General features: G+C 34.8%; 14 protein-coding genes. 8 read left to right on the top strand and 6 right to left on the bottom strand.

Annotated elements, in window-relative coordinates; genetic code table 11:
* Positions 1-60 precede the first annotated feature (60 nt).
* Together ACEN2H_RS03460 and ACEN2H_RS03465 are read right to left on the bottom strand one after the other, a co-directional pair.
* Positions 61-1320, bottom strand: a complete 1260-nt coding sequence (locus ACEN2H_RS03460) for an aspartate kinase (protein WP_441730431.1) — start codon at positions 1318-1320, stop codon at positions 61-63.
* A 27-nt stretch (positions 1321-1347) separates the two neighbouring features.
* Complete coding sequence (locus ACEN2H_RS03465; protein WP_441730433.1) at positions 1348-1827, bottom strand: GNAT family N-acetyltransferase; 480 nt, start codon at positions 1825-1827, stop codon at positions 1348-1350.
* 169 nt (positions 1828-1996) lie between these two features.
* On the opposite strand from ACEN2H_RS03465, the gene fbp reads away from it, so the two are divergent.
* A complete protein-coding gene (gene fbp, locus ACEN2H_RS03470) occupies positions 1997-3016 on the top strand; it encodes a class 1 fructose-bisphosphatase (protein WP_441730435.1) in 1020 nt (339 codons plus the stop codon).
* 55 nt (positions 3017-3071) lie between these two features.
* On the opposite strand, the gene ACEN2H_RS03475 is transcribed toward fbp, so the two are convergent.
* On the bottom strand, positions 3072-3503 hold the full coding sequence (locus tag ACEN2H_RS03475) for a TerB family tellurite resistance protein (RefSeq protein WP_441730460.1): 432 nt from the start codon (positions 3501-3503) through the stop codon (positions 3072-3074).
* 184 nt (positions 3504-3687) lie between these two features.
* Between ACEN2H_RS03475 and ACEN2H_RS03480 the strand changes: the two genes are divergently transcribed.
* From ACEN2H_RS03480 to ACEN2H_RS03490, 3 genes are read left to right on the top strand one after another with little or no spacing between them, the layout of a single operon-like run.
* Complete coding sequence (locus ACEN2H_RS03480; protein WP_441730437.1) at positions 3688-4281, top strand: HupE/UreJ family protein; 594 nt, start codon at positions 3688-3690, stop codon at positions 4279-4281.
* Between the two features lie 2 nt (positions 4282-4283).
* Positions 4284-4715, top strand: a complete 432-nt coding sequence (locus ACEN2H_RS03485; protein WP_441730439.1) for a deoxycytidylate deaminase — start codon at positions 4284-4286, stop codon at positions 4713-4715.
* Positions 4716-6293, top strand: coding sequence for a S41 family peptidase (locus tag ACEN2H_RS03490; protein WP_441730441.1), 1578 nt, complete (start codon positions 4716-4718; stop codon positions 6291-6293). It abuts the gene before it with no gap.
* A 24-nt stretch (positions 6294-6317) separates the two neighbouring features.
* On the opposite strand, the gene ACEN2H_RS03495 is transcribed toward ACEN2H_RS03490, so the two are convergent.
* The 3 genes from ACEN2H_RS03495 to ACEN2H_RS03505 form a co-directional block, all read right to left on the bottom strand.
* Positions 6318-7067 (bottom strand): lysophospholipid acyltransferase family protein, encoded by a 750-nt coding sequence (locus ACEN2H_RS03495; protein ID WP_441730443.1) that lies wholly within the window; start codon positions 7065-7067, stop codon positions 6318-6320.
* A gap of 647 nt (positions 7068-7714) precedes the next feature.
* Positions 7715-7912 (bottom strand): hypothetical protein, encoded by a 198-nt coding sequence (locus tag ACEN2H_RS03500; protein WP_441730445.1) that lies wholly within the window; start codon positions 7910-7912, stop codon positions 7715-7717.
* Between the two features lie 122 nt (positions 7913-8034).
* The gene (locus tag ACEN2H_RS03505) at positions 8035-8616 is read right to left on the bottom strand and encodes a MarC family protein (RefSeq protein ID WP_441730446.1); all 582 of its coding nucleotides are present in this window, start codon (positions 8614-8616) and stop codon (positions 8035-8037) included.
* Positions 8617-8828: 212 nt separating this feature from the next.
* On the opposite strand from ACEN2H_RS03505, the gene ACEN2H_RS03510 reads away from it, so the two are divergent.
* From ACEN2H_RS03510 to ACEN2H_RS03525, 4 genes are all read left to right on the top strand, one after another.
* The gene (locus tag ACEN2H_RS03510) at positions 8829-9395 is read left to right on the top strand and encodes a DUF3109 family protein (protein ID WP_441730448.1); all 567 of its coding nucleotides are present in this window, start codon (positions 8829-8831) and stop codon (positions 9393-9395) included.
* A gap of 261 nt (positions 9396-9656) precedes the next feature.
* On the top strand, positions 9657-10634 hold the full coding sequence (locus ACEN2H_RS03515; protein ID WP_441730450.1) for a ribonucleotide-diphosphate reductase subunit beta: 978 nt from the start codon (positions 9657-9659) through the stop codon (positions 10632-10634).
* Positions 10635-10914: 280 nt separating this feature from the next.
* Entirely contained in the window at positions 10915-13338 is a 2424-nt protein-coding gene (locus ACEN2H_RS03520; protein WP_441730452.1) for a ribonucleoside-diphosphate reductase subunit alpha, read from the top strand.
* A 337-nt stretch (positions 13339-13675) separates the two neighbouring features.
* Complete coding sequence (locus ACEN2H_RS03525) at positions 13676-14176, top strand: RDD family protein (RefSeq protein ID WP_441730454.1); 501 nt, start codon at positions 13676-13678, stop codon at positions 14174-14176.
* The last annotated feature ends 103 nt before the right edge of the window (positions 14177-14279 follow it).

Raw genomic sequence — 14279 nt, forward strand, 5'->3', positions numbered from 1 at the left:
AAAAGTAGTGTATTCTATATTATTGATTGCGATTGTGATACAATAACGATTAAAGTTTTATTATTTGTCATCACTAGTTACGATTTGCATGGTTTCCGTGCTGACTTGTTTTAAAATCACTTTTTTACCTTGTTCAACTGTTTGTGTCGCCGTATCATTAAAATGTCTAATGGTATATAAAGTAACATTCTCGCTAAAGTCAACTTTGAATTTTTTTGATAATATGGTGTTCAAACTTTTAAAGTTATCAAATTTATCTTCTACACATACTGCAAAACTAATTGCGGTGTTCTGAATTAAATTTACCTTAATTTTGAATTCATGAAACAAAGCGAAGATTTCACTGATATTCTCTTCCATTATGAAAGAGAAATCAATTGATGAAAGAGAAATCAATAATTGGTTTCTTTTGACTATAAAGCAAGGTAAATGAGGCTCTAATGCAACGCCTTTAGAAACGCTTGTTCCTTTTAATAAAGGATTGATAAATGATTTAACATACAATGGAATTTCCTTTTTTTGTAAAGGTTGTAATGTTTTTGGATGTATAACGGTTGCGCCATAAAAGGCTAGTTCTATCGCCTCGCGATAAGAAATCTGATTCAGTAAACTTGCATTTTCAAAGTATCTTGGATCTGCATTCATGACTCCGGGTACATCTTTCCAGATTGTTACACTTTCTGCATTCAAGCAATAAGCAAATATGGCGGCAGTATAGTCAGAACCTTCACGACCTAAGGTGGTTGTAAAATTATCTTCGTTAGAACCTAAGAATCCTTGAGTAATGTTTAAAACTTTTCTTTGTATATTTTTTGAAATGTTTTTTTGCGTTAAGTCCCAATCAACTTCGGCGTCTCTATAGTTTGAGTTCGTTTTGATGAAATCACGAACATCAACCCACTGTGTTTTGATATTCATGTAGTTCATGAAATGACTCAAAATAGTTGTAGAAATTAATTCTCCAAAACTCACGATTTGATCGTAAACAAAATCATAGTTTGGGGATTTGTTATGGGCCAAAAAATATTCTAAATCCGAAAAATGAGACTTTACCGCTACGAAAGCCGGATTGTTTTCGTTTTCAAATAAATCCAATAAGATTTGGTTATGGTATTTTTTGACTTCCTGAACGGAGGATTGCAATGAGGCCGATTTGTCAAAATAGTCCTTGATGACCGCTTCAAGAGCATTAGTTGTTTTCCCCATAGCCGAAACTACCAAGAGCACATCCTCAAAACCTACTTTTTGTAAAACCTCGTAAACGTTTCTAATCGCGTCGGCATCTTTTACAGATGCTCCTCCAAATTTGAATACTCTCATATTTTTTAAGCAAATGATATTGTAACTTTATTTCAATCTATTATCTACAAAATAATTGATTCCTTCCTCATCCATTTGTGCCAGATACCAGTTTTTAAGTACTTTTGCGCCTGATTTTTCGTAGAATTCAATTGCGGGAGTATTCCAGTCAAGGACATGCCAATCAATTCTGAGGACATTGTCCCGTTTGCCTTGTTTGATGATTTCAGAATATAAAGCATAGCCTAGTCCTGTACCTCTCATCTTTTGCTTTACCACTAAATCTTCAAGATGAATTATTTTTCCCTTCCAGGTGGAATATCGATAATAATACAATGCAATTCCTACGATTTCTGATTCAACTTCTGCTACAAAAACATGAAATAATGGATTGGAACCAAAACCGTCCCGAACCAAGTCATCTACTGTTACTAAAACCGCATCGGGCTCTTTTTCATAATCCGCCAATTCTTGAATTAATTCTAAAACTGCGGTCATGTCCTCTGCTTTCCCTCTTCTAATATTCATATAATCTAATTTTAAAGGTTTAAATGCTCAAAATAGAGCTTTTCAACTCCTAATCTAGTTATTTTTATAAGCAAATATACAATACTGCCAAACTAAGTAAATTTTATTGAATCCATTTTCACAAAATTAGCGATATTTGTGACCTTAAACTAACTACAACGATTTCGTAATGGAAGAACGCAACAAGACCTTAGGGGAATTTATCATTGAAAACCAGAATGCCTTTCAATATTCGTCTGGCGAATTATCAAGAATTATTAATTCAATCAGATTAGCAGCTAAGGTGGTCAATTATAAGGTGAACAAAGCCGGATTAGTTGACATAGTGGGATCGGCAGGAGAGCAAAACATTCAAGGAGAAGATCAGCAAAAAATGGACGTTTACGCTAATGATGTTTTTATTCAAACTTTAATAAACCGTGAAATTGTATGTGGGATTGCTTCTGAGGAAAATGACGATTTTATAACTGTACAGGGCAGCGATAACAGTCATAACAATAAGTATGTCGTTTTGATGGATCCTCTAGACGGTTCCTCAAATATTGACGTAAACGTTTCTGTTGGGACCATTTTCTCTGTTTATAGAAGAATAACTCCAGAAGGAACTCCAGTTACAATTGAAGATTTCTTGCAGCCAGGTACAAATCAAGTTGCCGCAGGATATGTGATTTACGGTACATCGACTATGATTGTTTATACGACAGGTTATGGAGTAAACGGTTTTACGTTAAATCCGGCAATCGGAACCTTTTATTTGTCACACCCAAACATGAAGTTTTCCGAAGACGGGACCATTTACTCTATTAATGAGGGTAACTATATTCATTTTCCTCAAGGTGTTAAAAATTATCTCAAATACTGTCAATCAGAAGAAGGTGACAGACCGTATACTTCTCGTTATATAGGGAGTCTAGTCTCTGACATTCATAGAAATATGATAAAAGGAGGAATTTATATTTATCCAACAAGTTCTAAATCGCCAAAGGGAAAGCTACGATTGTTGTACGAATGCAACCCAATGGCTTTCATTGTAGAGCAGGCCGGAGGAAAAGCGTCTGATGGTTTTGGAAGAATAATGGAAATTAAACCAACAGAACTACATGAACGTGTGCCGTTTTTCTGTGGTAGTTATAACATGGTAGAGAAAGCAGAAGAATTTATGTATGAGGCGAAATTAAGCAAATACTAAAAAGCATAAAAAAAGCTTCCGTTAACTACGGAAGCTTTCTTTGTTTTTATTAATTCTATTTTTCTACCTTTTCTATTTCTACTTGAAAAGTATCTAGATCTGCTTTTTCGTCTGCTAATGAAAGAGCTTTAGAGACAACTGCATCTACGTTTTCTAATGTAAAACCAATGCCTAAACAAAGTTTTTTTAACATAATTTCCTGATTGTCACCAAGGTGATGGTCGATATTGACAATTCGAGCCAAATCATACAGACGCTCAATTCTCCTAGAATTTAAGTAAGGAGGGTTGATTGGGTACTTTGTGGGGTTTTCTAGAATTTCTTCATATTCTTCTAGAGAAATTTCTAGTCGAATAGCTAATTTGTCTAAAAATTCTTTTTCTTCTGGGGCAAAAAACCCGTCTGCTAATGCTAACCTTACAATAGAAGAAAAGTGACCTTTATTCCTTTGTTTGAATTCGCTATCAAATAAATCTGAAAATGACATAGTTAATTTTTTATTTATATGTAGCAAAGATAATTCAATTTTTAAAATATTAATTTTCTTTTTAGATTTTCTTTGAGTACCATTATTTTTAATGAAATTGTAGATGATTTGCGGGTTCAATTCAGTCATTTTCAAAATTAATCGTAAGTTTACAATCCCTTTATCAATTTAATTATTTTAGCCTATGTCACAGTTTTGGATTTATTTTCAAATAGGATTAAAGCATGTTTTAGACGTACATTCTTATGATCATGTTCTGTTCTTAATCGCATTGGCTATTCCATTTTCTTTCAAAGACTGGAAGAGAATAGTACTTTTAGTTTCGCTTTTTACGATAGGTCATACAATGGCTTTAGTGCTTTCTGTTTTTGAGATTATAGCGATCAAAGTGAGCGTGGTAGAATTATTAATCCCGATAACTATTTTGATAACCGCATTTTATAACCTCCTAACCGCAGGTAAATCAAATAAAAAAGAGGGGTTGAATTTGATTTTTTTTATTACCCTGTTTTTTGGTATAATACATGGATTGGGTTTTTCAAACTACTTCAAATCCATTCTAGGCGGAAGTGCTTTATCTAAAGTATTGCCTTTGTCTGAATTTGCATTAGGAATTGAAGCTGCGCAAATTGTTGTGGTTTTTATTGTTTTGATTTTGTCGTATATTGTACAGACCGTTTTTAGATTCTCAAGAAGGGATTGGGTTTTGGTTTTTTCGGCGTTTGTTATAGGGGTGGTTTTGCCAATGGTAATAGGAAATGAAATTTGGATAAGATAGAAATGGAGACAAAAAAATTGAATAAATACGACAAAGCGTACCTTAGAATTGCCACAGAATGGGGGCTTTTATCATATTGCAAACGGAGACAGGTAGGAGCGATAATTGTCCGTGATCGAATGATAATTTCGGATGGTTATAACGGTACGCCTTCTGGCTTTGAAAACTGCTGTGAGGATGAAGAAGGGTTAACGCGTTGGGATGTTTTACATGCGGAGGCGAATGCAATACTAAAAGTAGCTAGATCCACTCAGTCTTGTGAAGGGGCAACTTTGTATATCACTCTTTCACCATGCAAAGAATGTAGTAAATTAATACACCAATCCGGGATAAAAAGAGTGGTGTATCACAAGGGATATCGTGATGATTCCGGAATTCAGTTTTTAAAAAAAGCGGGAGTGATTGTTGAGCACATTTCAGCGTTAGAAGAATAAATGAAAAAGAATATTAAATACCTTTCTTTACTACTTGTAATGACTCTTGTTCTAGGGGTTTTTCTAGGGGTGCTTTTGAGCTCGTCTAATGAAAATTACTTTTCAGCAAATAATACTTCAAAAACAAAACTCAGTAAACTGATTGACTTTATCGATAATGAATATGTAGATGATGTTAATACGGATTCTATTGTAAACATAACGGTCGATAATATTTTAGGCCAACTAGATCCTCATTCTGTTTACATGCCGCCAAGTGAGCAAGCGCAAGTTGCTGAAAATATGAAAGGTGATTTTGTGGGAATTGGAGTTAATTTTTATATGTACAATGATTCTGTAGCGATTATAAAACCAGTTGAAAACGGTCCTTCTGCAAGAGCGGGGATTAAGTCAGGTGACAGAATTTTATATGCGGGAAAGACGAGGCTTTTTGGACGTAAGTTACCTAGCGATAGTTTGTTTTCTCAGTTAAAAGGAGAACAAGGCTCTGTTGTTGAACTAACTATTTACAGAAAATCAGAACGGAAAAGAATAAAAGTAAAAGTTAAAAGGGATGTTATTCCTTTAAAAAGCTTGGATGTTGCGGTGATGCTAGATGACGTCACCGGGTACCTAAAAATCAACCGATTTGCCGAGACGACATTTGAAGAGTTTAAGACAGGGCTAGCCAAATTAAAAAAAGAGGGGGCTAAAGTACTCGTTATTGACCTTAGAGATAATGGGGGTGGTTATATGGAAGAAGCCATTGACATTGCTGATGAGTTTTTAAAAGACGAAAAATTAATCGTTTTTACCAAAAACAAAAGTGGCAACATAAAAAAGACCTTTGCTACTAAAAAAGGTGATTTCGAGAACGGGGGGGTGTTTGTTTTAATCAATGAAAATAGTGCGTCTGCTAGCGAAATTCTTGCTGGTGCCATTCAGGATAATGATAGAGGAACTATTGTGGGTCGTCGTTCTTTTGGCAAAGGGCTTGTGCAACGAGAAATGGATTTTGCTGATGGCTCTGCAGTGCGATTGACCGTTGCTAGATATTATACGCCTACAGGGCGATCCATTCAAAAACCCTATTCCAACGGAAATGAAGAATATTTTAAAGAATCAGAATCTCGTTTTGAAAAAGGAGAGCTTTATGAAAAAGATAGTATAAAATTAGTGGATAGCTTGAAATACAAAACCCCAAAAGGAAAAATTGTATATGGAGGTGGAGGCATCGTCCCCGATATTTTTATACCGCTTGGAGCAGAAGACGGTAATGAAAATGTCCTTTATTTAATGCAATCTGGTATTGTTGGTAATTTTGTTTTTGAAGAATTGGACAGTGATAGAAGTGTTTTTAAAAAGCTTTCATTTGAAGGTTTTGTTTCTAAAATGAATGCTACCAATTTATATTTTAAGCATTTTCAGGAACAGCTAAATAAAAACGGATTAAACATAAAGTTGACAAGTAGTAAGACAATGGTGAAGCGGTACCTCATGGCCGAGTTCGCCCGACAGTTATATGGAGAAGATAAGTATTATGAAATTCTCTTAAAGGAAGACGCAATGATTAAAGCGATATTAAATAACAAAAGCTAAAAGGTAGGGTATTAAAAATATTTTTTATTTTTCATTATCCCAGTCTTTCCTAAAACGAATAAGTTCTTTGTCAATCATGTCTTTAGAAGTCTTTAATAAATATTCTGCATCTGCAGAATATAGTGGAGGGAAATAAGTGATTTTTATTTCGGTAGTCTGTTTTCCAAAACATTTTAAAAAATGGGGGATAAAGGTGTCGTCATTTACAAAGGCGTCTGATATTACTTTATAATCAATAGCAACAGGTATGATTGCTGCTTTTATTTGGGTAGCAGTTCTAAACGAACCGTAATTAAATGCTACTGTCGTTGGTAAAACATGAGTTGTACCTTCAGGGAAGTTTATTACGGAGTTACCGTTATTGATTATATCTTTTATCCCTTCACAGGTCTTTTGTCTGCTATCTTGACATTTTCTATCTACGAAAACAACGCCCGATATTTTACAAAGATAACCGATAACAGGCCAGGATGCTACTTCTTTCTTGCCTACAGGAAAAGCATTGAGATGGGTAACAATGAGTATTGGATCGAAATAAGAACGATGATTAGCAATGATTAATCCTTGAACTTTGGGCAGCTCCCCATATGTAATACTGCGAATGCCTAAAATTCGATTTGTTATTTTTAGTATAAAATCACGAAGTAAAAGAGCGTTTCGTCTTGTAGTGTCTTCGTTCCAAAAAAAACTTACCAAATAAAAGCTTAATGAAAAAATAGAAACATATAGAATAAAAATGATTAGTCTAATTAACCCAAGTAGAAATGAAAACATAGCGTTGATTTATAAAAAGGTAAATCTAGCATTAATTTTCTAATACAAGAGCTTCTATTTTTCTAATGCTTTCTTCAGCAAGGCTTTTAAGTAGAATCATTAAGTAAAACAAGAGTTTCTTTGACGACAGCTGCCCGACCTCCAGATCGTACTTGTCAGTTGACTCGTTAAGACTACAGGAGTAATGTCCTCATTCAGCCACTTTGTGGTCTAGCTTTCGCTATTGTACACTTTGCTTCTCCCGTATTGATTTTTGTTGGGGCTTCATTCTATTGCCTGTGTCCTTCAATGGAAAATGCACATAAAGCAGCAATACTCAGAGCGATTATTTTAGATTAGATCCATTCTTGTGCATGGTAAATTCAGGAAAACCACTTTCTGTTTTTAAGCGCTCTTTCGTTTGGGATTTGCCTAAGCTGCTCGAAAGCATTATGCAAGTGCTGTCCTTTAACAGTTCAGAACTACGGTGCAAGCGCTCTAAAATGGATTCTCTAAAACAAACTTCTGTAGGTTAGGTGTGTTTATTGATCGTAAATATTCCATTTTTTTTGGTGACAAAAGCTTTGTTTTGTAAAGGTCCAGTATAAGCGGGTATGAAACAGAAGAAATCCCTCCCCGATAATTAAAAAATCAAAAAAGAGTTGTAATTAGTCCTTCAGTTTTTCTTCGATTTTCTTGGACATTCTAAAGATTAGCAGGATTAACACTGCGCAAAATGATGCAGCAATTCCAATAAAAGCAACTACGCTATCCCCTTGAAATGGATGTTTGAAGTCTAACAAAGTGATATTAAAGATAATAAGCGCCAATGCCAGAAATACTAAGATGTTGGTGAATATTTTCATAAGGTTATTTTTTTGCTGTATGTTAAAAGTGAATTTCGGAATCCTTTTTTAAAAAATGGATCTAGACAAAAGTCAGATTATTCTACAGACTATATTATTGGACAAATCTATAAAAAAATATATTAGACAAACAAACCTTTAACATTAGCTGCGAATAATTTAACAGCGATTGCAAGTAATATAACTCCAAAAACCTTTCGGATGATCCCTAATCCTGAAGATCCAAGCATTTTTTCAATTTTCGAAGATGATTTTAAGACAAGGTAAACTAAAATCATATTAAGTAGGATGGCAATAATTATATTGACAGTATGGTATTGCGATTTTAATGATAGCAAGGTTGTCATTGTTCCTGCTCCAGCAATTAAAGGAAAAGCGATTGGAACAATAGAAGCTGTTTCAGACTCTTCTTCTTTATATAGGCGAATACCCAAAATCATTTCCAGCGCTAGGAAAAACAGAACAAAAGCTCCGGCAACTGCAAAAGAATTTACGTCAATTCCAATTATGTTTAACAATTCCTCTCCAATGAAAAGAAACAGGACCATTATGATCATGGCTACAATACTAGCTTTTTCAGACTGGATGTGTCCTACTTTACTTCTCAAATCAACAATAATAGGTATGCTTCCTAAAATATCAATTACAGCAAAAAGTACCATTCCAACTGTAACAATCTCTCTTAGGTCTATTTGTGATATCATTTTTTAATTTTTTGCAAAGGTAAACGATTCAATGAAATGTGGACGTAATTAGCTGTTTATTAAGTATTCTAATTTAAGGTTTTATCACATTCATTTTTTTAAACGAACTCGTTTGCATTTTGTATTATGGTTGTGTTAAAACCAATATTTAATCAGGACGTTTTATCTTAGTTTGACTATCTTTGTGCTTTATAATCACAGTACCAATAGCAATGTTTCAATTAGGAAAAACCATCGTCTCAGAAGACATATTAAATAAAGATTTTGTTTGTAATCTATCAGCCTGTAAAGGGGCTTGTTGTGTAGATGGCGATGCCGGAGCACCACTAAGTGTAGAGGAAACTAAAATCATGGAAGAAATATATCCGAAAGTAAAACCATTCCTTCGCAAGCAAGGAATCGCAGCAATCGAAGCTCAGGGATCTTGGGTAAAAGGAACGGATGGGGAGTTTGAAACACCGCTTATTGATAATAAAGATTGTGCCTACTCTATTTTTGATGGAAAAACAGCTTTGTGTGGTATAGAACAAGCCTACAACCAAGGGGCAATTGACTGGAAAAAACCTGTTTCTTGTCATTTGTACCCAATTCGTGTAAAAGATTTTACGGAGTTTGCTGCAGTTAATTATGACAAATGGGACATTTGTGATCCAGCCTGTTCTTTAGGGCAGGAATTGGAAGTTCCCGTATATAAATTTGTTAAAGAAGCACTGATTAGGAAATTTGGTGAAGACTGGTATATGGAACTTGAAAAAGTAGCCCAAGAGATGAAAAAATAAACATCCACTTATAGATAATTTTATATTCAATATTTTTAAAAAACCTATATTTTACGGTGCTTTACTTAGTTTTCAAAAATACAAAATACTGATTTTCAACAGCTTATATGTTGGTTAAAATCCTACTATTTTTTCCGTTTTGTTAAAAACTATCGCCGATTGTGGATAAGTTTGGCTTTTTATTACCGCAATATTTTACAATCTTTGTAATCCACAGAACACAAAAAATTTCGTTAAAATTTCAAAAAAAAAACAACAGCAATGTCGCAAATTGAACCAATTTTACAAGAAAATAAAAATCGTTTCGTAATATTTCCTATCAAACACCATGATATTTGGGAGTGGTATAAGAAAATGGAAGCTAGTTTCTGGACTGCTGAGGAAATCGATTTATCTCAGGATTTAAATGACTGGAATAATAAATTGAATGATGATGAAAGATATTTCGTTAAACACATTCTAGCGTTTTTTGCAGCGTCAGATGGGATTGTAAACGAGAACTTAGCTGAAAACTTCGTAAATGAAGTGCAATATGCTGAGGCGAAATTCTTTTATGGCTTTCAGATCATGATGGAAAACATACACAGTGAGACTTACTCATTGTTGATTGACACTTATGTGAAAGATGATGCTGAAAAAGATCAATTGTTCAATGCCTTGGAAGTTTTTCCAGCGATCAAGAAAAAAGCGGACTGGGCTCTACAGTGGATCGAATCAGATTCATTTGCTGAAAGACTGATTGCTTTTGCGGCCGTGGAAGGGATTTTCTTTTCGGGAGCTTTTTGCTCTATTTATTGGTTGAAAAAACGTGGATTAATGCCGGGACTTACATTCTCAAATGAATTAATTTCTCGCGACGAAGGAGTTCATTGTGATTTTGCAGTGCATTTGCACAACCACCACTTAATAAATAAGGTACCTAAAGAAAGAATCAGAAGTATAATTGTTGATGCTTTAAATATCGAAAGAGAGTTTATTACGGAATCACTTCCGGTAAGTTTGATTGGTATGAATGCAGTTTTGATGACACAATATTTAGAGTTTGTCGCTGATAGATTGTTAGTGGAATTAGGTTGCGAAAGAGAATTCAATACTACGAACCCTTTTGATTTTATGGATATGATTTCGTTGCAAGGCAAAACAAATTTCTTTGAAAAGAAAGTGGCAGAATATCAAAAAGCGGGAGTGATGAAAGCCGAGGAAGGATCCCAAAAAATTTCATTTGACGCCGATTTTTAGATCGACTACAAATTAAAACAAAAACAGTTGAGCTCATGGAACTATTGGTTCATAAAAAGCCAATTTGGAGATTAGCTTAGCCCCGATAGAAGTGGAAATCCTTTGCATTCCTGAGCTTGTTTCAGGTTTCTGACATAAGCTCAGGAATACAAAGATTGTAGCGGATAGCGGGAATAGCTGCTGAAACTAAAATCAGCACAAATAAAGAAAATACAGTGTTTGAAAATTGAAATTCACTTTTCAAGATTTAAATTATTTTAATAACTAAAAAAGTAAACTTATGTATGTAGTAAAGAGAGATGGCCATAAGGAGCCTGTAATGTTTGATAAGATTACTGATAGAATAAAAAAACTGTGTTACGGTCTCAACGAATTAGTTGATCCGGTAAAAGTGGCGATGCGCGTGATTGAAGGCTTGTATGACGGTGTTTCGACCTCTGAATTGGATAGTCTTGCTGCCGAAACTGCCGCATCTATGACTATTGCACATCCAGATTATGCACAATTAGCTGCTCGCATAGCAATTTCAAACTTACATTCAAATACTACCAAATTGTTCTCGGAAACGATGAACGAAATGTTTCATTATGTAAATCCAAGAAATGGCCAAGAAGCGCCATTACTTTCGGAAGAAGTGCATAAAGTGATTCAGGAGAATGCTGAATTTCTTGATTCCCATATCATATATAATAGGGATTTTAACTACGATTATTTTGGTTTCAAAACATTAGAACGGTCTTATCTGCTTAAGATAAACGGGAAAATTGTAGAGAGACCCCAACATATGTTAATGCGTGTTTCTGTAGGGATTCACTTGGATGATTTAGAGTCGGTTTTAGAAACCTATGACCTAATGTCTAAAAAGTTCTTTACCCACGCTACGCCTACCTTATTCAACTCAGGAACGCCAAAACCTCAAATGTCTTCTTGCTTCCTTTTAGCAATGCAAGACGATAGTATTGACGGGATTTACGATACTTTGAAACAAACAGCAAAAATATCGCAATCAGCAGGTGGAGTAGGACTTTCTATTCACAATGTACGTGCAACAGGTTCTTATATTCGTGGAACTAATGGAACTTCAAACGGGATTGTTCCTATGTTGAGAGTCTTTAATGATACGGCTCGTTATGTAGATCAAGGTGGTGGAAAACGTAAAGGAAGTTTTGCTATTTATATCGAAACTTGGCATGCAGATATCTTTGATTTCTTAGACTTGAAAAAGAATACAGGGAAAGAGGAAATGCGGGCTAGAGACTTATTCTTTGCGATGTGGACTTCAGATTTATTCATGAAACGCGTTCAGGAAGATGGGAATTGGACTTTAATGTGTCCTAACGAATGCCCTGGATTGTATGACGTTTACGGTGAGGAATTTGAAAAAATGTACACTGACTATGAAAAAGCCGGTAAAGGAAGAAAAACGATCAAAGCACATGAGTTGTGGGAAAAAATTCTAGAATCTCAAATTGAAACTGGAACACCATACATGCTATATAAGGATGCGGTTAACCGTAAGTCAAACCAAAAAAATTTAGGAACGATTCGTTCGTCTAACTTGTGCACCGAAATCATGGAGTACACTTCTCCTGATGAGGTAGCGGTTTGTAACTTAGCTTCACTTTCATTACCAATGTTTGTTGATAATGATAAATTTGATCATGATTCGCTTTATACCGTTACTAAACGAGTAACAAGAAACTTAAATAAAGTTATTGACAGGAATTACTATCCAGTAAAAGAGGCAGAAAATTCAAATATGCGCCACAGACCAATTGGTCTTGGTGTGCAAGGATTGGCGGATGCTTTTATCATGTTGCGTTTGCCTTTTACATCTGATGCTGCTAAAAAACTGAATCAAGAGATTTTTGAAACATTATACTTTGCTGCTGTAACCGCTTCTATGGAGCTGGCCAAAGAAGAAGGGCCGTATTCTTCATTTAAAGGGTCGCCAATGTCTCAAGGGGAATTCCAATACAATTTGTGGGGAATGAAAGATGAGGAATTGTCGGGTCGTTGGGATTGGGCTTCTTTACGTAAAGAAGTGATGGAACACGGTGTTCGTAACTCGTTATTAGTTGCGCCTATGCCAACTGCTTCAACATCTCAAATTTTAGGTAATAACGAAGCATTTGAACCTTACACATCTAATATTTACACAAGAAGAGTACTTTCAGGCGAATTCATTGTGGTAAACAAACATTTACTACGTGACCTAGTAGAGCTTGGGTTGTGGAACGAGACCATGAAGCAAGAATTGATGCGTAATAACGGTTCTGTTCAGGACTTAGATATTCCGCAAGATTTGAAAGAGTTGTATAAAACAGTTTGGGAGATGTCTATGAAAGACATTATCGATATGTCACGTCAGCGTGGTTATTTTGTAGATCAATCTCAATCTTTGAACTTATTCATGCAAAACGCTAATTATTCTAAATTGACCTCTATGCATTTTTATGCATGGCAATCTGGATTGAAAACGGGTATGTATTACTTGAGAACAAAAGCTGCGGTAGATGCAATTAAGTTTACCTTGAATAATGATAAAAAAGCGGAGCCCATAGAGGTAAAATCACAAGCTGCTAATGCTACTGTAGCAGTTGAAACTGTCGAGCACGTAGCAATAAATGCAGAAGAATACAGAGCGATGCTTGAACTGGCTAAAAATGCCGGTCCAGATGATTGCGAAATGTGTGGTTCTTAATTAGAAAATAGAATAAGGAGTAAAGAATAAACAGCTATCAATTTTGGTAGCTGTTTTTTTTTGGAGCTATTTCCCGCTTTCCATTTCAATCTTTCTATTTCTGAATAAAAATTCAGTAATAGAAAGGATTTCCATTTCAATCGGGGCTAGGGAATTGTCGCGAGAATCCATTTTAGGGTTGTCTTGTTGAAAGGTACTTTAATTGTTTTTAATTCTAAAACGAAATTACAGAACCAACGTATTAATGAATATTCTTAATAATAATTCGAGAATAAATCACTATATTTGAGTGTGTTGAGGTTATCTATGATGCTATTTTAATATTAAAACAGTAAATATGAAAAACAAAGAATTTACAATAACAGAAAATGTACTTGCTTCACAAGGACAACGTTTCCTGAATGTAATAATTGATTCAGTATTTATCTATATTCTTATTTTGAGTGCAGGAACGACTATTGTTTTAATAGGCGAAGCAACAAATAACTTTGCTGTTTCCAGCTGGGTTGAAAACATGAATTTTGTTGAAGTTATTGCTTATGGATTGCTAATACTGTTTTTGTATTACTTTTTGACTGAAGTATATTTCTCTAGAACACTAGCGAAATTAGTCACCCGAACTGTTGTTGTTACAAGCGATGGTTCAAAACCCACGATCAAAATGATTTTTATCAGAACCTTAAGTCGGTTTATTGTTTTTGAAGGCTTGTCGTATCTAGGGTCGGTTTCCAGAGGTTGGCATGATAGTCTTTCAGGTACTTATGTGGTTAAGAAAAAGAATTTAGCAAAAAGTAAACTCTACTTTGAGCATCCAGAAGAATTTGGAAGAGCAGAATAATATAAAAAACCTAGTGCGTAAATACGGAGGGCACTGAAAAAGTCTTTTTAGGAATTAATTGTTAATAAAAAGGAGTAGAAAACTATAGTTTTTTGCTCCTTTT

The sequence above is a fragment of the Flavobacterium sp. W22_SRS_FP1 genome (genome assembly GCF_052113685.1).
Classification (GTDB): Bacteria; Bacteroidota; Bacteroidia; order Flavobacteriales; family Flavobacteriaceae; genus Flavobacterium.

Bases quoted from the DNA above. Each gene is read 5' to 3' on its own strand.
- ACEN2H_RS03460 (WP_441730431.1), bottom strand. From the start codon at position 1,320: ATGAGAGTATTCAAATTTGGAGGAGCATCTGTAAAAGATGCCGACGCG.
- ACEN2H_RS03465 (WP_441730433.1), bottom strand. From the start codon at position 1,827: ATGAATATTAGAAGAGGGAAAGCAGAGGACATGACCGCAGTTTTAGAA.
- fbp (WP_441730435.1), top strand. From the start codon at position 1,997: ATGGAAGAACGCAACAAGACCTTAGGGGAATTTATCATTGAAAACCAG.
- ACEN2H_RS03475 (WP_441730460.1), bottom strand. From the start codon at position 3,503: ATGTCATTTTCAGATTTATTTGATAGCGAATTCAAACAAAGGAATAAA.
- ACEN2H_RS03480 (WP_441730437.1), top strand. From the start codon at position 3,688: ATGTCACAGTTTTGGATTTATTTTCAAATAGGATTAAAGCATGTTTTA.
- ACEN2H_RS03485 (WP_441730439.1), top strand. From the start codon at position 4,284: ATGGAGACAAAAAAATTGAATAAATACGACAAAGCGTACCTTAGAATT.
- ACEN2H_RS03490 (WP_441730441.1), top strand. From the start codon at position 4,716: ATGAAAAAGAATATTAAATACCTTTCTTTACTACTTGTAATGACTCTT.
- ACEN2H_RS03495 (WP_441730443.1), bottom strand. From the start codon at position 7,067: ATGTTTTCATTTCTACTTGGGTTAATTAGACTAATCATTTTTATTCTA.
- ACEN2H_RS03500 (WP_441730445.1), bottom strand. From the start codon at position 7,912: ATGAAAATATTCACCAACATCTTAGTATTTCTGGCATTGGCGCTTATT.
- ACEN2H_RS03505 (WP_441730446.1), bottom strand. From the start codon at position 8,616: ATGATATCACAAATAGACCTAAGAGAGATTGTTACAGTTGGAATGGTA.
- ACEN2H_RS03510 (WP_441730448.1), top strand. From the start codon at position 8,829: ATGTTTCAATTAGGAAAAACCATCGTCTCAGAAGACATATTAAATAAA.
- ACEN2H_RS03515 (WP_441730450.1), top strand. From the start codon at position 9,657: ATGTCGCAAATTGAACCAATTTTACAAGAAAATAAAAATCGTTTCGTA.
- ACEN2H_RS03520 (WP_441730452.1), top strand. From the start codon at position 10,915: ATGTATGTAGTAAAGAGAGATGGCCATAAGGAGCCTGTAATGTTTGAT.
- ACEN2H_RS03525 (WP_441730454.1), top strand. From the start codon at position 13,676: ATGAAAAACAAAGAATTTACAATAACAGAAAATGTACTTGCTTCACAA.